General features: G+C 60.0%; 20 protein-coding genes and 1 pseudogene. 5 read left to right on the top strand and 16 right to left on the bottom strand.

All coding sequences use genetic code 11. The features are described from left to right. Positions 1–5: 5 nt before the first annotated feature. From AF71_RS24225 to AF71_RS24205, 5 genes are all read right to left on the bottom strand, one after another. Positions 6–1,196: an efflux RND transporter periplasmic adaptor subunit gene (locus AF71_RS24225; protein WP_018116918.1), complete on the bottom strand. Its 1,191-nt coding sequence runs from the start codon at positions 1,194–1,196 to the stop codon at positions 6–8. Positions 1,197–1,598: 402 nt separating this feature from the next. Then, positions 1,599–2,570, bottom strand: a complete 972-nt coding sequence (locus AF71_RS24220; RefSeq protein ID WP_169683554.1) for an ABC transporter substrate-binding protein — start codon at positions 2,568–2,570, stop codon at positions 1,599–1,601. Positions 2,571–2,627: 57 nt separating this feature from the next. Next, positions 2,628–3,755, bottom strand: coding sequence for an ABC transporter permease (locus AF71_RS24215; protein WP_169683552.1), 1,128 nt, complete (start codon positions 3,753–3,755; stop codon positions 2,628–2,630). Further along, positions 3,752–4,636, bottom strand: a complete 885-nt coding sequence (locus AF71_RS24210) for an ABC transporter permease (RefSeq protein WP_169683550.1) — start codon at positions 4,634–4,636, stop codon at positions 3,752–3,754. Before AF71_RS24210 ends, AF71_RS24215 begins: the two co-directional genes overlap by 4 nt. A 36-nt stretch (positions 4,637–4,672) precedes the next feature. Further along, the gene (locus AF71_RS24205; protein ID WP_018116922.1) at positions 4,673–5,461 is read right to left on the bottom strand and encodes an ABC transporter ATP-binding protein; all 789 of its coding nucleotides are present in this window, start codon (positions 5,459–5,461) and stop codon (positions 4,673–4,675) included. A gap of 95 nt (positions 5,462–5,556) precedes the next feature. Here AF71_RS24205 and AF71_RS24200 point away from each other — a divergent pair, with 95 nt between their 5' ends. Continuing rightward, complete coding sequence (locus AF71_RS24200) at positions 5,557–5,970, top strand: cupin domain-containing protein (RefSeq protein WP_018858244.1); 414 nt, start codon at positions 5,557–5,559, stop codon at positions 5,968–5,970. Between the two features lie 9 nt (positions 5,971–5,979). Here the strand turns inward: AF71_RS24200 and hydA are convergent, their stop codons facing one another. Continuing rightward, a complete protein-coding gene (gene hydA / locus AF71_RS24195; protein ID WP_169683549.1) occupies positions 5,980–7,434 on the bottom strand; it encodes a dihydropyrimidinase in 1,455 nt (484 codons plus the stop codon). Positions 7,435–7,512: 78 nt separating this feature from the next. Next, positions 7,513–8,766, bottom strand: a complete 1,254-nt coding sequence (locus AF71_RS24190; protein WP_169683547.1) for a Zn-dependent hydrolase — start codon at positions 8,764–8,766, stop codon at positions 7,513–7,515. 302 nt (positions 8,767–9,068) lie between these two features. Here AF71_RS24190 and AF71_RS24185 point away from each other — a divergent pair, with 302 nt between their 5' ends. Then, complete coding sequence (locus tag AF71_RS24185) at positions 9,069–9,725, top strand: TetR family transcriptional regulator C-terminal domain-containing protein (RefSeq protein WP_018116926.1); 657 nt, start codon at positions 9,069–9,071, stop codon at positions 9,723–9,725. Between the two features lie 10 nt (positions 9,726–9,735). On the opposite strand, the gene AF71_RS24180 is transcribed toward AF71_RS24185, so the two are convergent. After that, on the bottom strand, positions 9,736–10,803 hold the full coding sequence (locus AF71_RS24180) for a glycosyltransferase family 4 protein (RefSeq protein ID WP_169683545.1): 1,068 nt from the start codon (positions 10,801–10,803) through the stop codon (positions 9,736–9,738). An 88-nt stretch (positions 10,804–10,891) separates the two neighbouring features. Continuing rightward, positions 10,892–11,305 carry a rhodanese-like domain-containing protein gene (locus AF71_RS24175; RefSeq protein ID WP_169683543.1) on the bottom strand — a complete coding sequence of 138 codons (414 nt, stop codon included), beginning with the start codon at positions 11,303–11,305 and terminating at the stop codon, positions 10,892–10,894. A 68-nt stretch (positions 11,306–11,373) separates the two neighbouring features. Here AF71_RS24175 and ftrA point away from each other — a divergent pair, with 68 nt between their 5' ends. Then, on the top strand, positions 11,374–12,363 hold the full coding sequence (gene ftrA / locus AF71_RS24170; protein WP_169683541.1) for a transcriptional regulator FtrA: 990 nt from the start codon (positions 11,374–11,376) through the stop codon (positions 12,361–12,363). Between the two features lie 88 nt (positions 12,364–12,451). Here ftrA and AF71_RS24165 read toward each other — a convergent pair. From AF71_RS24165 to AF71_RS24145, 5 genes and pseudogenes are all read right to left on the bottom strand, one after another. Beyond that, positions 12,452–12,743: pseudogene (locus AF71_RS24165) on the bottom strand (GIY-YIG nuclease family protein). A gap of 133 nt (positions 12,744–12,876) precedes the next feature. Next, complete coding sequence (preA, locus tag AF71_RS24160; protein WP_018116930.1) at positions 12,877–14,190, bottom strand: NAD-dependent dihydropyrimidine dehydrogenase subunit PreA; 1,314 nt, start codon at positions 14,188–14,190, stop codon at positions 12,877–12,879. Between the two features lie 15 nt (positions 14,191–14,205). Further along, positions 14,206–15,567, bottom strand: a complete 1,362-nt coding sequence (locus AF71_RS24155) for an NAD(P)-dependent oxidoreductase (protein WP_169683539.1) — start codon at positions 15,565–15,567, stop codon at positions 14,206–14,208. A 366-nt stretch (positions 15,568–15,933) separates the two neighbouring features. Beyond that, on the bottom strand, positions 15,934–16,950 hold the full coding sequence (locus AF71_RS24150) for a sensor histidine kinase (protein ID WP_018858251.1): 1,017 nt from the start codon (positions 16,948–16,950) through the stop codon (positions 15,934–15,936). Positions 16,951–17,134: 184 nt separating this feature from the next. After that, the gene (locus AF71_RS24145; protein WP_018858252.1) at positions 17,135–17,929 is read right to left on the bottom strand and encodes a response regulator; all 795 of its coding nucleotides are present in this window, start codon (positions 17,927–17,929) and stop codon (positions 17,135–17,137) included. A gap of 302 nt (positions 17,930–18,231) precedes the next feature. Between AF71_RS24145 and AF71_RS24140 the strand changes: the two genes are divergently transcribed. Together AF71_RS24140 and AF71_RS24135 are read left to right on the top strand one after the other, a co-directional pair. Next, entirely contained in the window at positions 18,232–18,393 is a 162-nt protein-coding gene (locus AF71_RS24140) for a NepR family anti-sigma factor (RefSeq protein ID WP_245267976.1), read from the top strand. A gap of 9 nt (positions 18,394–18,402) precedes the next feature. Next, positions 18,403–18,957: an RNA polymerase sigma factor gene (locus AF71_RS24135; protein ID WP_007533712.1), complete on the top strand. Its 555-nt coding sequence runs from the start codon at positions 18,403–18,405 to the stop codon at positions 18,955–18,957. Between the two features lie 86 nt (positions 18,958–19,043). On the opposite strand, the gene AF71_RS24130 is transcribed toward AF71_RS24135, so the two are convergent. Both AF71_RS24130 and AF71_RS24125 read right to left on the bottom strand, forming a co-directional pair. Beyond that, on the bottom strand, positions 19,044–19,445 hold the full coding sequence (locus AF71_RS24130) for a hypothetical protein (protein ID WP_018116935.1): 402 nt from the start codon (positions 19,443–19,445) through the stop codon (positions 19,044–19,046). A 9-nt stretch (positions 19,446–19,454) separates the two neighbouring features. Next, positions 19,455–19,814, bottom strand: coding sequence for a DUF883 family protein (locus AF71_RS24125; protein ID WP_018858253.1), 360 nt, complete (start codon positions 19,812–19,814; stop codon positions 19,455–19,457). Positions 19,815–19,827: the final 13 nt, after the last annotated feature.

Raw genomic sequence — 19,827 nt, 5'->3', positions numbered from 1 at the left:
GTCTCTCAGTTGGAAACCGGTGGCTGTTCACGAACCGGCGTGATGCGGTCGCCGTCACGGACATAGGCGCCCGCTTTGGCTACGACCTCATCGCCAGCTTTCAATCCATTGACGATCTCGACATAGGCTCCGTCCTGAATGCCGGTTTCGACCTTGGCAAACTTGACGACGTTATTCTCGACCTTACGGGCCGAGGATCCTTCATTGCCCGACAGCACGGCCGAGACGGGGAGCGCTACGTTTTCCGTTGTGCGCACGACGATGTCGGCGCTGCCGTACATGCCCGAACGCGCCTTGCTGGAATCGTCGATCAAAATGTGGACCAAACCGAGGCGCGTGAGCGGATCGACTGTCGGCGAGACCAGACGCACGGAGCCGCTAATCTTTTCGCGACTACCAGAGAGCAAGATGGTGGCCTTCTGGCCGGGTTGAACCTTCACAATCTCGCTCTCACCCACTTCCGCCACAAGCTCGATCTCGTCATCGCGAATGACCGTGAAAAGCGGATCGCCGGTGGCGAGCGCAATTGCTCCGATCCTGGCGTTCTTGGCTGCGACAGTACCGGCGACCGGCGTCTTGACGTCGGTGCGTGCGAGCTTCAGATCAGCGTCCGCGATCTGGCTCTCCGTGACCTTGATCTCCGCGACGGCTACCTGGATTGCCTGCTTTGCCGAGTCGACACGGGCGTTGGCGGAAGCTGCAGCAGCATCCGCCTGTTCGACCGTTGCTGTCGAGACAGTGCCCTTCTTGCCCATTTCCTGGGCGCGGACCTGCTGCTGTCGTGCCTGCTCCGCATTTGCCTCTGCTTCAATCAGTTGTGCGCGAAGCTGGGCAAGGCTCGCCTCGTTCTTGGCCTTCGTGGCCTGCATCTGGCTCTTCTGCAGGATGATTGCGTCGTCGTTCAGGGTCGCCAGCGTGCTATCGGCCTGGACCCTGTCGCCGATATCCGCGTTGAGCGCACGGATCGACAAGCCTTCGACCTGCGGCTGGATATAGACTTCCTCGACTGGCTTAACCGTACCGGTCGCAACAACACGATCGACGAGCGTGCGGGTGGAGGCTTTCGTCACGACGATGGCCGGCAGGTTTTGTTGCGGCTTTGCGACCGGCTGTTCCTGCGCAAATGTCGTTGAAGCTACAACCGCCGCGATCAGCAGAGTTGAGGCGCGAAGTATCTTAACAGGCGTACGTGCCATGCGTCGTCATCCAGTTTTTGCTCGGCCTAGCTTGCGCGTTGTCATCAGCGCGCCCATGACCGGTTCCCGTATTGGTATTCTCAGAAGTATTTTCGTTCATTTGCCGACTCTTACTTAAGAAGTCCCTCATCCGGCAAACTCGGCTTGTACGTGGTAGCTATTTGCCCATCGCGCAAGTCCGGCAGAAAATAATTCCTCGTTCGAACACAATAATTACCAATGTGATGCAGATCAATCACTGTGCGGTTATGCAAGCATTCCGTTAGTTGATTCTGCGTCGTTGTTATGACGTGCGAGCACCGCTCGATGCGACATCGATCGCGAAATTTCTTCGATAAAAACAGCAAAAAAATGAAAAAACGCGCGGAGGGTCCGCGCGTTTCGTGTCTTGTCGTTACCGAATTACTTGGAAGCAGCGTCCGTTACGTCGTGCGTCCACGCTCCGGTCGGTTCCTTGTTGATGATCTTTTGGTCAAGGAGTGCCTTGGCCGTGCGATCATAGAGGGTCGTGTCGAGCTTGCCGGTGCCATCGCCGATCAACTTGGCAACTTCGCCCATCATACGCTTCTGGTGGTTTTCGTCCTGGCCGCCGGCGTCAACGACGATTCCGGCAGCTTCATCCGGGTTCTCGGTTGCGTACTTCCAGCCCTTCATCGAAGCCTTGACGAACTTGACCATCTTTTCCTTGAAGGCCGGGTCCTTGAGCTTGTCTTCCATGGCATAGAGGCCGTCTTCGAGAAGGTCGTTGCCCATGGCGGTATAGTTGAAGACGATCAGGTCTTCGGGCTTGAAGCCGGCATCGATCGCCTGCCAGTATTCGTTATAGGTCATGACGGAGATGCAGTCGGCCTGCTTCTGCAGCAGCGGCTGCACGTCGAAGCTCTGCTTCAACACGGTCACGCCATCGGCACCGCCTTCGGTCTTCAGGCCAAGCTTGTTCATCCAGGCGAAGAACGGATATTCGTTGCCGAAGAACCAGACGCCGAGCGTATGGCCCTTGAAATCGGCTTCGGTCTTGATCGGGCCGTCCTTGCGGCAGACCATTTCCATGCCTGATTTCTGGTAGGGCTGGGCGATGTTGACGAGCGGAACGCCCTTCTCACGAGCAACAAGCGCGCCGCCCATCCAGTCGACGATGACGTCAGCGCCGCCGCCGGCGATCACCTGTTCCGGCGCAATGTCAGGGCCGCCCGGCTTGATGGTGACGTCGAGGCCTTCTTCCTCGTAGTAGCCCTTATCCTTGGCGACGTAATAACCGGCGAACTGCGACTGCGTCACCCACTTGAGCTGCAGCGTCACCTTGTCGGCAGCCATCGCTTGGGTTGCCGCGAGCGACATCGCGCTCGCCATCATCGCAATAATCAGTTTTTTCATTTTCTTTTTTCCCTCTGAAGTTATGCCCTAATCCCATTCGCGGGAATAAAGCGACGCCTAGCCACCACGGATAGACGGATGCCAGAAAGTCACCGCCCTTTCGGCGAGGGCGACGACGCCATAGAAGACCGAGCCTACCAGCGCCGCAATGGCGATTTCGGCCCAGACCATGTCGACATTCATGCGCCCGATCTCGGTGGAGATACGGAAGCCCATGCCGACGATCGGCGTACCAAAGAACTCCGCAACGATGGCACCGATCAGCGCCAGCGTCGAGTTGATCTTCAATGCATTGAAAATGAAGGGCATCGCCGCCGGAAGCCGGAGCTTCAGCAGCGTCTGCCAATAGTTGGAGGCATACGTCTGCATCAGGTCGCGCTCCATCGCGCCGGATGCGGTGAGGCCGGCGACGGTGTTCACCAACATCGGGAAGAACGTCATGATGATGACGACGGCTGCCTTCGACTGCCAGTCGAAGCCGAACCACATCACCATGATCGGCGCGACGCCGATAATCGGGAGCGCCGACACCATATTGCCGATCGGCAGAAGGCCCCGGCGCAGGAAACCGACGCGATCGGCGAGGATCGCGACGGCAAAGCCTGCGCTACAGCCGATGATGTAACCGGCGAATACTGCCTTGAAGATCGTCTGACGTACGTCGTCGGCCAGGATCGGCAGCGAGCCGGCGATCCTGGCTCCAATGGCGCTAGGTGGCGGCAGCAGGACGAAGGGAATGCCGGCGCCGCGCGTCAGCGCCTCCCAGAGTATCAGGATCCAGGCACCGAAGATTGCCGGGATCAGCAGCCGCAGGCACGAGCGGCCCACATTCGAGGCCGGCGTCATGGCCGAAAGCTCGGTGACGCATCGCCAGGCAAGCAGCCAGCAGGCGGCCATCAGTAGGAAGAAGGATTTCGTCGCCAGGCCTTCGTTGCCGGTCACACCAGCGAGCAGGACCCATGCCGCCCAGTGCGCGCCGATCAGCAGAACGGCGGCGACATACAGCTTCGGCAATGGCGAGAAGGAAACGAGGGCGACCGCGACGATCAACGCGATCGTAAGGCCCGCGGTTATCGACGACACCGGGTCCGGTGCGCCCTCGGCCATGATCGGCAAGGTGATCATCGCAATCGCGGTCAGCACCAGGGCAAGAATACCCTGCCAGGAAAAGGCCATCTGCTTCATGCCGACCTCCCGCCCATCGAACGGTCGACGAACTTTGCGACAAGGCCGACGATGGCGACCAAGCTTGCGGCCAACACCGAGCCCGCGACAAGCGCTGCCCAGATGTCGATCGTCTGGCTGTAATAGGAGCCGGCGAGCAGTTTCGAGCCGATGCCGGCGACGGCGCCGGTCGGAAGCTCGCCGACAATGGCGCCGACAAGGCTTGCGGCGATCGCGACCTTCATCGAGGTGAAGAGGAACGGCACGGATGCCGGAACACGCAGCTTCCAGAATGTCTGGGCGGGTGTCGCGTTATAGGTTCGCATCAGGTCGAGGAACATGACCTCGGGCGACCGCAGGCCCTTCACCATGCCAACAGTGACCGGGAAGAAGGAGAGGTAGGTCGAGATCAGCGCCTTCGGGATCAGCCCGGTGATGTTGATGGCGCCGAGGACGACGATCACCATCGGTGCGATTGCCAGGATCGGTACGGTCTGCGAAGCAATGACCCACGGCATGAGGCTGCGGTCGAGCGCCTTGATATGAACGATCCCGACAGCGATCAGGATCCCGAGCAGCGTGCCGAAGCCGAAGCCAAGCAGCGTCGAGGAAAGCGTAACCCAGCTGTGGTAGACGAGGCTGCGGTTGCTCGAGAGCTTCCGCAGAAACGTGTTTTCGAAGACGTTTTGCACTACCTGATGGGGAGCGGGCAGCAACGGCTTCGGTTGCGAGAGCGTTTTCTCGATGAATTCGATGGTGTCAGGCGTCTGGTTGGCGCGCTGATCCATGTCCCGCTGGAAGGAGGCGTTCATCAGGACCGCCGCAACGTACCAGATCGCGATCAGGACCACGAGGATCGTGACGACGGGGACGATCCTGTCTTCGAGAGTGTCGGGCTTCACGAGCGCCCCCGCGCAACGGTTCCAACGCTAAGTGCCTTAGTGCTCATAGCTGTGCCCCGCTCTCAGGCCCTCGCGCACGCGGTGGGCGATTTCGAGGAACTCGGGCGCCTCGCGGATGTCCAGCGGTCGCTCCCTGGGAAGCGGCGAGTCGATGACATCAGTCACGCGGCCGGGGCGAGGCGACATCACGACAATCTTGGTGGAGAGGTAGACCGCCTCGGGGATCGAGTGGGTGACGAAGCAGATCGTCTTGTTGGTGCGCGCCCAGAGCTTCAGAAGCTCCTCGTTCAGGTGGTCGCGGACGATTTCGTCAAGCGCGCCGAAGGGTTCGTCCATCAGGAGCAAGTCGGCATCGAAGGCGAGCGCGCGGGCGATGGAGGCACGCTGCTGCATGCCGCCGGAAAGCTGCCAGGGGAACTTCTTCTCGAAGCCGGTAAGATTGACGAGATCGAGCGCATCGGCGATGCGCTTCTTCTGATCGGCCGACGCATAGCCCATGATCTCGAGCGGCAGGGCGATATTCTTCTCGATGGTCCGCCAGGGATAGAGCGCCGGCGCCTGGAAGACATAGCCGTAGGCGCGGGCCTTGCGGGCCTCCTCAGGCGTCATGCCGTTGACGGTGATTTCGCCCGATGTTTTCTTTTCCAGATCGGCAATAACGCGCAGAAATGTCGTCTTTCCGCAGCCGGAAGGGCCAATGAACGAGACGAAGTCGCCCTTGCGCACGTCGAGATTGACGTTGGTCAGCGCATGCACAGGAGCGTCGCTGGCATCGTAGGTCAGACAGAGGTCCTTGGCGGATACGACTGAGGTAGCTTGCGTCAACGCTTGTGTATCCTGTTTTCCCCGCGCTTCCGCGGTTTGCGTGATAGTATGAGTAGCTGTTTTCATTGTTCCGGCAAGGTCCATGGAGGATGACGATGGACGCGACATCAAAGCCCACCTGTCACATTGTGCACCCCAGTCATGCCTATGATGGCAAGCAGGGGCTCAGTTACTTCGAAGGCATCGCGGCCGAGACGGTCGGCGCCAAGGGTATCTGCATGCATTTGCTGACGATTCCGCCCGGCGTTCGCGCCAAGGCGCATCTGCACGAGTCGCATGAAACGGCGATCTACATGCTCTCCGGCGAGGCTCACACCTGGTACGGCGACGAGCTGGAGCATCATGTCGTCGTCCACGCCGGCGAGTTGTTCTACATCCCCGCCGGAGTGCCGCATCTGCCTGCCAACCTCAGCAGCACCCCTTGCACCGCGATCATCGCCCGCACGGACCCGAACGAGCAGGAAAGCGTCGTTTTGCTTCCGGAGCTTGATCGGCTGGTGAAGGAGTGATGCCAAGGATCAGACCCCCGTCGCCGGGATGCCTGACCGTTCGACCTTGCGCGGCGCCACGAGCTCCTTCCATGTCGACAGCGCCTTGTTAACCGCCTGGAACGGCTCGCGCTTCACGAACTGGCCGTGTCCTTCCTTCGTCTTGACGGTGCTTTCCTCGATCGCGACTTCGCCGCGCGTCAGCGTGTAGCGCGGCAGGCCGGTGACCTGCTTGCCCTCGAAGACGTTGTAGTCGATCGATGATTGCTGGGTCTTGGCCGAGATCGTCTTCGAGCGCTTGGGATCCCAGACGACGATATCGGCATCGGCGCCGACGAGGATCGCGCCCTTCTTCGGATAGACGTTGAGGATCTTGGCAATGTTGGTCGAGGTGACCGCAACGAACTCGTTCATCGTCAGGCGGCCGGTGTTGACGCCGTGGGTCCACAACATCGGCAGTCGGTCTTCGAGGCCGCCAGTGCCATTCGGGATCTTGGAGAAATCACCAACGCCGAAGCGCTTCTGATCGGTGGTGAAGGCGCAATGGTCCGTCGCCACGACCGAGAGCGATCCGGATTGCAGGCCGGCCCAGAGGCTGTCCTGATGCTGTTTGTTGCGGAAGGGCGGGGACATGACACGTCGGGCAGCATGGTCCCAGTCCTTGTTGAAATATTCGCTTTCATCGAGCGTCAGATGCTGGATCAGTGGTTCACCGTAGACGCGCATGCCCTTCTGGCGGGCGCGACGGATCGCTTCATGCGCCTGTTCGCAGGAGGTATGCACGACGTAGAGCGGCACACCCGCCATGTCGGCCAGCATGATGGCGCGATTGGTTGCCTCGCCTTCGACCTCGGGCGGACGGGAGTAGGCGTGCGCCTCCGGACCGTTGTTGCCTTCGGCAAGAAGCTTTGCGGTCATCGAGGCAACGACGTCGCCGTTTTCGGCATGCACCAGCGGCAGCGCGCCGAGTTCGGCACAGCGCTGGAAGGAGGCGAACATTTCGTCGTCGTTCACCATCAGCGCGCCCTTGTAGGCCATGAAGTGCTTAAAGGTGTTGATGCCCTTTTCCTTGACCACTATCTCCATCTCGTTGAAGACGCGCTCGTTCCAGCCGGTGATCGCCATGTGGAACGAGTAGTCGGCGTTGGCGCGGCTCGTCTTGTTGTCCCACATCTGCAGCGCTTCGAGCAGCGATTGCTCCGGCCCCGGCAGGCAGAAATCGACGACCATGGTCGTGCCGCCGGCGAGACCGGCGCGCGTGCCGCTTTCGAAGTCGTCGGAGGAATAGGTGCCCATGAACGGCATTTCGAGGTGAACGTGCGGGTCGATGCCACCCGGCATCACGTAGCAGCCCGTCGCATCGAGCGTTTCGGTGCCGGAGAGGTTCGGGCCGATCTCGACGATCTTGCTGCCCTCGATCTTCACGTCCGCCTTGTAGGTCAGGTCGGCGGTGACGATGGTTCCGCCCTTGATGACTTTGCTCATGATCAGTTCCCTTGCATTGATTGCTCGCGGCTCTTCGTCCGCTGGTAAAAGAAAAGGCGGGAATGACCCCGCCCTTGATTATGCAACGATTTCAGCGGTCTCGACGACGGCGTGGAAGAGGACGTCAGCGCCGGCCGTCGCCCATTCCTTGGAGATGTCCTCCGCCTCGTTGTGCGAGAGGCCCCCGACGCAGGGGCACATGACCATCGTTGTAGGGGCCACCTTCGCGGCCCAGCAGGCGTCGTGGCCCGCACCCGAGATGAGGTTCATGTGGCTATAGCCGAGCCGTTCGGCAGCACCGCGCACGCGGGAAACAAGCGTGGGATCGAAGGTGACGGGCGCGAAGTGGCCGATCGCCTCGATCGCGCAGCCGACGCCCAGCGCCTCGCAAATCTTGGGTGCTTCCGCCTCGATCCTGGTACGCATGCCGTCGAGTTTCGCCTGATCCGGCGAGCGGATGTCGACGGTGAAGACGACCTTGCCCGGCAGGACGTTGCGGGAGTTCGGCGTGAAAAACACCTGGCCGACGCCGCCGACGGCGCCCGGCTGGTTTTCCATCGCCACGGTCTGCACCATTTCCATGATGCGCGACATCGCAAGGCCGGCGTTGACGCGCATGTTCATCGGGGTCGAACCGGTATGGGCCTCCCTGCCGGTCAGCGTGAACTCCAGCCACCACAGGCCCTGACAGTGCGTGACCACGCCGATCTGCTTGTTCTCGACCTCAAGGATCGGACCCTGCTCGATGTGATACTCGAAATAGGCGTGCATCTTGCGCGCGCCGACCTCTTCGTCGCCAACCCAGCCGATGCGCTTCAGTTCCTCGCCGAACGTCTTGCCTTCGGGATCCTTGCGGTCATAGGCATATTCCAGCGTATGGGCGCCGGCGAAAACGCCGGAGGCGAGCATGGCGGGCGCAAAGCGGGCGCCTTCCTCGTTGGTCCAGTTGGTGACGACAACAGGGTGCTTGGTCTTGATGCCGAGGTCGTTCATGGTGCGGACGGCCTCGAGTGCGCCAAGCACGCCGAGTACGCCGTCATACTTACCGCCGGTCGGCTGCGTGTCGAGGTGCGAGCCGACATAAACAGGCAGCGCGTCCGGATCGGTGCCCGGCCGGGTCGCGAACATCGTGCCCATCTTGTCGACGCCCAGCGTCATGCCTGCGTCTTCGCACCATGTCCGGAAGAGGCTGCGCCCTTCGGCATCGGAATCCGTTAAGGTCTGGCGATTGTTACCGCCAGCAATTCCCGGGCCGATCTTTGCCATCTCCATGAGGCTGTCCCAAAGACGGTCCCCGTTGACGCGCATGTTCTCGCCTGGTGCTGCCACCATGTCTAAAGTCCTCACCTGTTTTCTGCGGTCATGCAATGCACATGGCCGCCTGTTCCCGTGGTCAGTATCCGAGCGCCCTTGTTTGTTTTGTTAGCGCCGGAAAATCGCCAGTTGCCTTTGTTTAGCATCTGATCGATAATTTGACCGATTGGTAAACATTACAACTTCCGGCGCTGGGCTCAAGACGAAAATCAGGAAAAATACAGACAAAATTACCGGCATCTGCTCATTTTTGTAGCACGGTGCCGCGCCGGTTCAATCTTGAGTGAAACGGTTGAATTTGAAGGGAAAACAAGATCGACATGGCAATCCCGAGAGCAGCCAAGACCCAGCGCCGCACGCGCATTCAAGAAGAGAAGGAAGAGCAAATTCTTGAAGCCGCGCTCGATGTGTTTTCGGTCAACGGCTTTCGTGGCTCCACTATTGATCAGATTGCCGAAGTTGCCGGCATGTCGAAGCCGAACTTGCTTTATTACTTTCGCACCAAGGAAGCGATCCACCGGGCGCTGATCGACCGCGTGCTCTTTACCTGGCTGGAGCCGTTGAGAGCCTTTGACGCCGATGGCAATCCGGAAAGCGAGATCCGCAGCTACATCAGACGCAAACTCGAAATGGCCCGCGATTTCCCGCGCGAGAGCCGGCTTTTCGCCAACGAGATGCTGCAGGGTGCACCCCATGTCGAAGACGAACTGAAGGGTCCGCTGAAGGAACTCGTCGACGAGAAGGCCGAGGTCATCCGAGCCTGGGCGAAAGCCGGGAAGATCGCCAGGTGTGATCCATACCACCTGATCTTCTCGATCTGGTCGACAACGCAGCACTATGCCGACTTCGATGTTCAGGTGCGGGCGGTGCTCGGGCAGGAGCATGCAGGTGCCGGCCGCTTCGAGGATGCCGCGCGCTTTCTCGAACAGCTGTTCATCGACGGACTGAAGGTTAAGCCGGTGCCAGGCGCCTCCTGACGTCGCGCCATCATTCGTCGAAATCCAAGAGCGTGCCGATAGCGGCGCGTGCCTTGGCATGGCGGGTTCTATAGGCTTGCCGGATCGCCTTCCGTCTTGCTTCCAGGGCGGGCTCTGGCGACATCGCCGCCAACCACGCCAATGCGGTCGGTACAAACTCGCCGCCCGAGTGGATCAGCAGATCGTTTTCGTCGAGCTGTTTCCTGATGCAGCCGCGGTCGCTGGAGATGACCGCGTTTCCGGCGGCCTTTGCTTCGAAGATCACCAGCGGCTGGGCCTCGTTGTCATAGGCTGTGGGAAAAACGAAGACGTCAAGTTCGCTATAGAAGGCAGCCTTCGCGTCGTCATAGAGGGCGCCCCGATAATCCAGGGTATCGCCAAGTTCCGCGACGGCGGCATCGATGGCCACGCGCTCGCTAGCGCCAGCCGGCCCCGCAAGGATCGCCCTAATCGGCACGTTCTCGCTTCGCGCTTGCCTTGCGAGATGAAGAAACGTTTCGAGACCTTTCTCGGTGGTGAGATTGCTAAGCATGCCGATCACGAGATGCGCGCGGTCCTTCGGCTCGTCCCCTTCGTCTTGCGGGGTCACGTAGGCCGCATTGGAGATCAGGCTGCTACGGACGCGTCGGCCGTAAGTCTCGGTGAATCGCTCGAGCATGATGTCGCATAGGAAGATGTGTTGCAGTTGTCGGCCGCCGAGCGTCAGGATGGCCTGCATTAGTAAACTTGGCCTGTCGATGTAGCTGAAACTGTGATGGTGCAGGTAGATGGAGTAGGCGACCAGTCTCGCGACTAGAACAAGCAGCAAGGTGTAGACTAAACCCAGCCCTCCTTCGCAGGCGAGATAGCAGATCCTGTCGTGATGTTTGCGGCCGCGAAACAGCGGGAGGCAGGCACGGAGGACACGGCTGAATTTGATCGGATGCCTCAGCAGCGAGGGACTGCCTGCCGCTGGAGCGATGTTGCACACGGTGACGCTCATTGCTTCCGAAAGAAGCGCGATCATGCTCTTGGTCGCGAACGAGAAGCCGTTGAGCGGCGGAGGCAACTGACCGATCGCAACGATATGACGTGTCATGCGGGAGGCTACCTCTTTGCGCCTCCCGACTATCGCACCGGCGTTAGAAAATTCAATCTCCCGTGCAGGCCATGCAGCGAACGTTTCGTCAGGCCGCGGCTGTCGCCGGGCTGCTCTCGAAGGAAAACCCTTCGTCTGCCCAGCCGGTCATTCCGCCGATCATGACCTTCACTTGTAGCCCTAGCCGGGCAAGGCGCAGGGCTGCCTTGTCGGTCCCGTTGCAATGCGGGCCGGCGCAATAGACGACGAAGAGCGTATCTGCCGGCCATTTCGACATGTGATGGGCCGTCATTTTGCCGTGCGGGAGGTTGATCGCGCCCGGAATGTGGGCGGCGGCGTAATGGGTCGGAGAGCGGACATCCAACAGCACGAAGTCGCCGTGGCCGGCGGTGAGCGATGCGTGGACGTCCCAGCAATCGGTCTCGAAGGAGAGCTTGCGGGCATAGTAGGCGGCAGTGGCTTCGGGAGAGGCGGCAGGGACTTCGGCGACGAAGCTCGGCATGACGTTTCCTTTCGGTTCGAGTTGCCGCCAACCATCGCCGATGTTATGGCTTTGCGAAATTGGCCATAATGACGGTTAGCGTAAAGATCATGCCAAATGCGTTGAGAGGACCCCATGTTGTTGTGCTCGCCTATGACGGGCTCTGCACCTTCGAATTCGGCATCGCTTACGAGGTTTTCGGCCTGCCGCGTCCGGAAATGGGCGAGGGCTGGTATCGCTATTCGGTCTGCGGGGTCGAGCCTGGGCCGCTTCGCGCTGCTGGCGGCTTGACCGTCTCCGTCGATCATGGACTGGACGTGCTGGAGAAGGCGGATCTGATCGTCGTGCCCGGCTGGCGCTCGATCGATGCGGAGGTTCCGGGTGCCCTGATCGATGCGCTGTGCGCGGCCCACCAGCGCGGTGCGCGGATCATGTCTCTCTGCTCGGGTGTCGCGGTGCTTGCCGCAACAGGGCTTCTTCGCCATCGCCGCGCCACCACGCATTGGCGATATGTCGCCTCGATCTCGAAACGCTATCCCGACATCAACTTCGATGCTGATGTGCTTTACATGGATGAGGGCCCCATCCTGACGGCAGCCGGGAGTGCTGCCGGTATTGATCTCTGCCTGCATGTGGTCCGTGGTGACTTCGGCGCCGAGGCCGCCAACAGTGTTGCGCGTCGCCTGGTTTTGCCGCCGCATCGCGAGGGCGGGCAGGCGCAGTTCATCCATGCGCCGGTGCCGCTGGAGCGTGAAGGCATCCGGCTAAGCCCGCTCATGGACTGGATGCGGCAGCGGCTGGACGAGGAGCAGCCGATCAGCCTGCTTGCCGCGAAAGCTGGGATGAGCCACCGGACCTTTCAGCGCCGGTTCGAAAGCACGACCGGGCTCAGCGTCGGCGAATGGCTGCTCAAGGAGAGGCTTCGCCATGCACGCGAATTGCTGGAAAAGGAGATCAGCGGGTCTCTCGACGATATCGCGGTCGCCAGCGGCTTTGGAACGCTGGCGACGATGCGGCACCATTTTCGCAAACGGTTGGGCACGAGCCCCAGGGCATACCGGAAGACTTTTGCGGGGTAAAAGAGGTAGGTCGGGTGCCTCACCCGCCACCCTCATTCCTGTGCTTGTCACAGGAATCCAGCAGCCTTGCGTCGGCACGGCAGAAGACTCATAGGCTGTGCAGAAAAGATGAAATATCCTCCCGTTCGGGGTTCGTCGCTTCGATCAGGTTGAGTTTCCACTGCCCCGCGGCCATTTTTAATGGTCTTCTCCCGCGTGATCGCCGTCGTCAGCAGATCATGCTCCTCGAACCACACCAGCATCTTCACGCCGTATCGAGACGTGAAACCTCCTGGTAGCTCGCCCTGATGCCCGAAAAGCTGGGCTGAGAGATCGCGGGTCACGCCGGTATAAAGCGTGCCGTTTCGCGGGGATGCGAGAATATCGACGCAACCCTTCATGGTTGAAGAATGGCGAAAATGCCCGCATTGAGCAAGAGTCATTCACGGCGCCGACGCGCCGTGGCTGGATTCCTGTGACGAGCACAGGAATGAGGGAGGGGGTGCCGCACGGAGTTTTGCGGCACCCTTGATCTTACTCCGCTGCCTGGCGAGCCATCGGGTTGTTCGGGTGCGTCGTCCAGTTTGCATAATTCGGATCGACGATCTTTCCGGTGCGCTTGTCGAGGTCACCGACGGGGAGCTGCTCCATGGTGATGCAGTTCTCGACAGGGCAGACGTTGACGCAAAGATTGCAGCCGACGCATTCCTCTTCCATCACCTCGAAATGCCTGACGCCGTTGACGAACTGGGTGATCGCCTGGTGCGAGGTGTCCTCACAGGCGATGTGACAGCGACCGCACTTGATGCAGGCATCCTGATCGATCTTCGCCTTGGCGATGTAGTTCAGGTTGAGATACTGCCAGTCGGAAACATTCGGCACTGCGCGGCCGGTGATGTCGTCGAGGTTGCGGTGACCCTTGGCGTCCATCCAGTCGGAAAGCCCCGTGATCATCTCCTGGACGATCTTGAAGCCGTAGGTCATCGCCGCCGTGCAGACTTGCACGTTGCCGGCGCCGAGCGCCAGGAACTCAGCCGCATCGCGCCAGGTGGTGATGCCGCCGATACCTGATATCGGCAGGCCGTAGGTCTCCGGATCGCGGGCGATCTCGGCGACCATGTTGAGGGCGATCGGCTTCACCGCCGGGCCGCAATAGCCGCCGTGGCTGCCGCGCCCGTCGATCGACGGTTCCGGCGAGAAGGTGTCGAGATTGACCGAGGTGATCGAATTGATCGTGTTGATCAGCGACACGGCATCGGTGCCGCCGGCCTTGGCAGCACGGGCTGGCTTGCGGATATCGGTGATATTTGGTGTCAGCTTCGTGATGACGGGCATGCGCGTGTACTGCTTGCACCAGCGCACGACCATTTCGATATACTCAGGCACCTGTCCGACCGCGGAGCCCATACCGCGTTCCGACATGCCGTGCGGACAGCCGAAGTTGAGTTCGATGCCGTCGGCACCGGTCTCCTCGACCAGCGGCAGGATTGCCTTCCAGGCATTCTCCTCGCAGGGAACCATGATCGAAGCGATCAAGGCCCGGTCGGGCCAGTTCATCTTCACCTGCTTCATTTCGCGCAGGTTGGTGTAGAGGTCGCGGTCTGTGATGAGCTCGATGTTGTTCAAGCCGAGCAGGCGGCGGTCGGCGCCCCAGATCGCGCCGTAGCGCGGGCCGTTGACGTTCACGACCGGGGGGCCTTCCTCACCAAGCGTCTTCCAGACGACGCCGCCCCATCCGGCCTTGAAGGCACGTTCGACGTTGTAGGCCTTGTCGGTCGGCGGTGCCGAGGCCAGCCAGAACGGGTTGGGCGACTTGATGCCGACGAAATTATTGCGGAGATCAGCCATTGTTCATTCTCCCCTTCACGCGACGGCAACGGCCGGCTGCGCACCGGCAGCAAGCATGCGGTTGATGGATTCAGCGGCATAGCGGCCCTGCGCGACCGCCGAGACGGTTAGGTCGTCACCGCCGAAGACGCAGTCGCCGCCGGCCCAGACGCCGTCGAGCGAGGTCTTGCCATCAGTATCGACGGCGATGCGGCCGGATTCCAAGCGCAGCGCGCCGAGGCTGGAGGTGTCGAGAGTCTGACCGATCGCCTTGAAGATCTGATCAGCGGCGATGACGCCAGTCTCGCCCGTCGTCGACAAGCGACCGTCGACCAGCTTGGTGTATTCCACCTCGATCGCGGCGACTTTGCCGTCCTGCGCGAGAATGGATTTCGGCGCCAGCCAGTGACGAATGATGACGCCCCTGGAGGTCGCGAGATCCTGCTCGAATTCCGAGGCGTTCATATGCTCCTTGCCGCGGCGATAGCAGATCGTCACTTCCTCGGCGCCGAGCAGCTTGGCTTGCACGGCCGCGTCGATCGCCGTCATACCGCCGCCGAGAACGACGACGCGGCGACCGACCGCAATGTCGCCCTTGTCAGCAGCCTGCCGAAGGCCGGCGATGAAGTCCACGGCATCATCGACGCCCGGCAGGTTTTCGCCTTCGACCCGCAGCGCGTTGACGCCTGAAAGGCCGATGCCGAGGAAGACCGCATCATATTGCGACTGCAGATCGGCGAGGGAGAAATTACGGCCGAGCTGCTGGTTGTGGCGAACTTCAATGCCGCCGATGGCCAGGACGTAGTCCACTTCCTTTTGCGCGAAGTCGTCAACGGCCTTGTAGGTGGCGATGCCGTATTCGTTGAGGCCGCCAGACTTCGGCTTTGCGTCATAGATGACGACATCATGGCCCTTGACCGCGAGGCGATGGGCCGCGGCGAGGCCAGCCGGGCCGGCGCCCACGACGGCGATCTTCCTTCCGGTCGAGGCGGCGCGGCTGTAGAACTGCTTGTCCGCCTCCATGGCCGTATCGGTCGCATATCGCTGCAGGCGACCGATTTCGACAGGGCGTTCCTCTGCCGTGTTGCGCACGCAGGCTTGCTCGCACAGATCTTCGGTGGGACAGACGCGGGCGCACATGCCGCCCAGAATATTCTGGTCAAAGATCGTCTTCGCCGATCCGATCGGATTTCCGGTGGCGATCTGCCGGATGAAGAGCGGGATGTCGATGGAGGTGGGACAGGCCGTCATGCACGGCGCGTCGTAGCAGAAATAACAGCGGTCGGCTGCGACCAGCGCCTCGTGTTTGTCGAGGCGCGGATGAAGATCGGAGAAGTTCGAATCGTATTCGGCGGGCGAAAGCCGGCCAGCACGAATCCCAGTTCCCAGTCGTTCCATTGAAGTTCCCTCATTATTGGTAAACGGCCAGTAAGAGGAAGCGTAACTCAGCTTCAAAAATTTATCAAACGGTAAAATTTTTGCCTGATATCGCCGTTATCACATTGTTTTAATGGAATTAATTTCTGCGCGGCGGATGGCCGTGCACCGGTGACTTCGGCCTGAAAATAAAAAAGTAAAAAAATCGACTTTTTCTCACTGGTTCCCGGAACCATTCGGATACTTGCCCGTTACTGCGATATCCGAACGATGACCGCATCGACCCAACATGCGCGCCCCCAACCCATCGTTCGGATGTACTCACGGTCCCCTCCCGGTGAGTGAAAGAACAGCCGGTGCGCCGCCCTCGCACTGGCTGTTCTTCGTTTAGCGTGTAGCTGCCTTTTGAGAGGGGTGCCGGAGGATCTCGAACTCGGCGTCGGGGATAACCAGATGATATTCGATCCGTCCCGGCACCAGCGTCAGTTCGGCCTTGCCGTTGACCGACGAGGGAACGACGCGCTCAAGCACAGTCTTGCCAAAGCTGTTTTCACTGAATTCGTGAACCTCTGTCGGATCGCATAGCGTCTCCGCCCATGAAACCTCGATTGCCTTTCGCCCGTCAGCGGCCACTTCATGACAGCTCAGAGTGACCGCAGGCGTGCTGCCGGCAATCGCTCCGTAGGAGGCCGAGTTGACGATCAATTCATGCAGCGCGAGCCCGACGTGCACGGCGGCATTGGGTGTCAAGTGGACGTTTATCCCGGAGATCGGCAGCGGTCCCGCCGTCTCGGGCCAGTAGGGCGCGAATTGCTTTTCAGCGAGTTCGAAAAGGAACGCACCGCGCCAGCTGGAATCGGTAATCAGGTCTTGTGAATTCGACAGGGATTGCAGTCGCCCGCGGAATTTCACCAGGAAGCTATTCAGCGATATGGTGTTGCGGGCTGTTTGTGTGGCGATTCCTTGAATAATGGCCAGAAGGTTCTTCGAGCGATGCGAGAGCTCGCGAAGAAGGGACTTCAGCACCTTTTCGCGATGCCGGGCCTCCGTCACCTCGGCGACCACGGAAAGGATGCCCATGGCGTGATCGGTACCGACGCGCTGGATCTTCAATTCGTAGGTGCGCATTTCTCCGTCGATCGAAATGTCGATCTCGGTTGTCGTCGGCTTTCCGGTTTCGAATACCTGCTGCTTCAGCTTCTCCAACTCGCGTCCATGCGCTTCGCCGAAGAGATCGACGTCAGTACCGCCCGGTATTGCAAGCGGCTGAAAATGCGGAGGAAGGTTGTCGGCATAGATGATCGATAGCCTAGGGTCCTGGTAGATCACGGAGATTCCGGCGCTCGCCAGTGCGCTCTCCAGCAACACCGCTCTGCCTTCCAGCGCGAAGGGCACTCCGGGCACTGGTCCGTTCCTGTTCACTAGTCGCCTTTCCCATTTTTGATCTTTCCTCACGGGGAGGAAGGTGCCCATTCGGGAAGCTCATCCTAGAAGAAAGCACGAAAAAAAACCTTAAGGTCGGAATAGCGCTCCAGATTGACCGAAACGCATTTCCGCTCCCTTTGTTCCTAGGCGACCGCCATTTCCCTTAGGCAGCGGCCTTGGTGGATTCGTTGAAGAAAAGTGCCTGACTGATCAGTGCCTTGACCATGTCCGGATTAAACGGCTTCGTGACCAGGAATGTCGGCTCGGGCCGTTCGCCGGTCAGCAGCCTTTCGGGGAAGGCGGTGATGAAGATTACCGGCACGCTTGCGGTCTTGAGAATGTCGTTGACGGCATCGATGCCGGAGCTTCCATCCGCAAGCTGGATATCCGCAAGAACCATGCCTGGCCGGGTCCTGTTATAAAGTGCAACCGCTTCGGCGTGGGTACGGGCAATGCCGGTGACGCGATGGCCGAGGCTCTCCACCATCTGTTCGATGTCCATCGCGATCAGCGGTTCGTCTTCGATGATCATGACATCAGTGGCGACCTGGCGAGAGATCTCGCGTGATGCGTTGTCGAGCAGGCTGACGACTTCGTCCTCTTCCACGCCCAGGATCTCGGAAATTTCTCCCACCCGAAAGTTCTCGACGGAGGCGAGTATGAAAGCCTGGCGGGCACGCGGCGAAACTTTGGCAAGGTTCAGCGTTGCGCGCTGTTCCCATATGTAGGGCGAGGCAGGTTCCGGAATCTGGACGGTGACGGAACCAAAAAGCGTAGTGAAAAGTTTGTACAATGCGACGCGGTCATCCGCGGTATCCGGGAAAATGGATATGTCGGTAATGATCGCCTCGAGTACGGCGGCTACATAGGCGTCGCCTGAAGTCTGCGTTCCAGTAAGCGCGCGGGAATAGCGACGCAGGTAAGGAAGATGCGGCGCAATTCGAGTCGAAAGTGTCATGTAAAGCTCCCACTATAGGCCGGTGAACGGCCCCAATGGCGATTAAAACGCGACGGATTGTAAAAATGTTCCTCGCATGTAGGAACTTTTTTTTCTCAACGGCATTATCGTGGCTACCAACAGAGGGCTTATCGCATTTGTTTCATGGCACGCGACGGGATGTTCGCCAATCGGCCGGGACAAGCGGCTGTTTTATTGAGGCGAACTTAATCAAGGCGACGTGGCAGAGCACGTGGATAACAAAAGCAAAGTGACGATTGATGACGACACGGAAGAATGAAAAGGATCGGCAGCGGCTGGAAATGCGCGCAAGCGATATCCTTGACCCCAACAGCCAGATCGGCGTGAAGTTACGATCGCTTTATGCTGCCGTGCAGGAAGAGGCGATTCCCGACCGCTTTCTCGATCTGCTCGAGAAGCTTGACCAGGCTGAGCTCGTCGCGTCGGCAAAAGCTGTGAAGTAAGGTGGCTCCATGGAAAAGCAGCAACCAAGCTTCAAGCGCGAGCTCCTCGCGTCGCTCCCTAGCCTCCGCGCCTTCGCCATCTCGCTGATTGGCCGGCACGACCGGGCGGATGATCTTGTCCAGGACACCATCATGAAAGCCTGGGCAAAGCAGGATCATTTCGAGATGGGCACGAACATGAAAGCCTGGCTCTTCACGATTCTGCGCAACGAACTCTACAGCCAGATGCGCAAGAGCGGGCGCGAGATTCAGGACAGCGATGGCCTGTTCACCGAGTCCATGGCTATGCACCCGGCCCAATACGGGGCGCTCGATCTTCAGGACTTCAAGAAGGCGCTCGATCAGCTGCCGCCGGACCAGCGTGAAGCGATCATCCTGGTCGGCGCTTCCGGTTTTTCCTACGAGGAAGCGGCGGAAATCTGCGGATGTGCAGTCGGAACGATCAAGAGCCGCGTCAATCGCGCTCGCCAGCGTCTCCAGGAACTGCTTCAGATATCCGGTGAAGCCGATTTTGGTCCGGATGCGACATCCTCGCCGCTGACGTCCAAGGCCTTCGCCTTCTGATATAATAGTCTCGTTCGATCCATAGGAGAGGCCGGCTGCCCAACAGGGCGCCGGCCTTTTCCTTGAGCTACGCGAAAATTGAGAGGTCAGTCGTCGCGCTTGGAACCGACGAGGTTGGCCGCCACGATTGCTGCAAGAACGCCAGCCGTCAACAAGGGCTGAGCTCGGACAAGACCAATGCCGACCGCTGCAAGCGATTCCAATGCCTGCTTGCGTTCTTTGGCACGGCGCGCCTCCTGGGCGTTGATCACCATCATGATGACGAGAACGACGATCGCCACCAGCAGGGCTGCGGCTGCCAGGAACAGCGCTGCGCCGATCGGACCGTAGATGCCTGAGAGCCAGATGGCACCGGCGACGACCGCGAGCGTATAAGCGGTCAACAAGAGCACGACGGCAATGGCAACGAAAATACCGTTGCGCTTCGTCCGCGCAACGGTTCGGTGAACACTCGTGCCTACCAACAGGCTGAGGAGCGGGAAGAGCATTTAGCCTCCTTAACGGCGGGCAAGAAGGGCGAGGACGAGCCCAAAGGCTGCTGCCGCCCCGACGGTGGCGATTGGGTGACGGCGCACGGTATTGCGCACTTCGTTGGCGCCGCGAAGGTAGCTTTCCTGCAATTCATGCATCAGGTCTTCGCTGCGAGAGAGCAGATCGTCGTAGCTGGCGGCTGCCTGATAGCGCATGCGATCGCTCGACTTTCGTGACTGCTTTCCGGCAATCTTCGTCAGTGCTGCGATCTCTTCACGAAGAGACTCGATCTGTTCTTCGATGGTGGATTCGATGTTGTGAAGCGTGCCGCCATTGCGCCGGCTGCGAATGGGGTGGAGGAGCGAAGAGGCCACGATTTTCTCCATCGGTGAGGCGCGC

Source organism: Rhizobium sp. 57MFTsu3.2 (genome assembly GCF_012932765.1).
GTDB classification, from domain to species: Bacteria; Pseudomonadota; Alphaproteobacteria; order Rhizobiales; family Rhizobiaceae; genus Rhizobium; species Rhizobium altiplani.
Note: the sequence above shows the minus strand (reverse complement) of the source record. Positions and strands in the feature narration are given on the sequence as shown.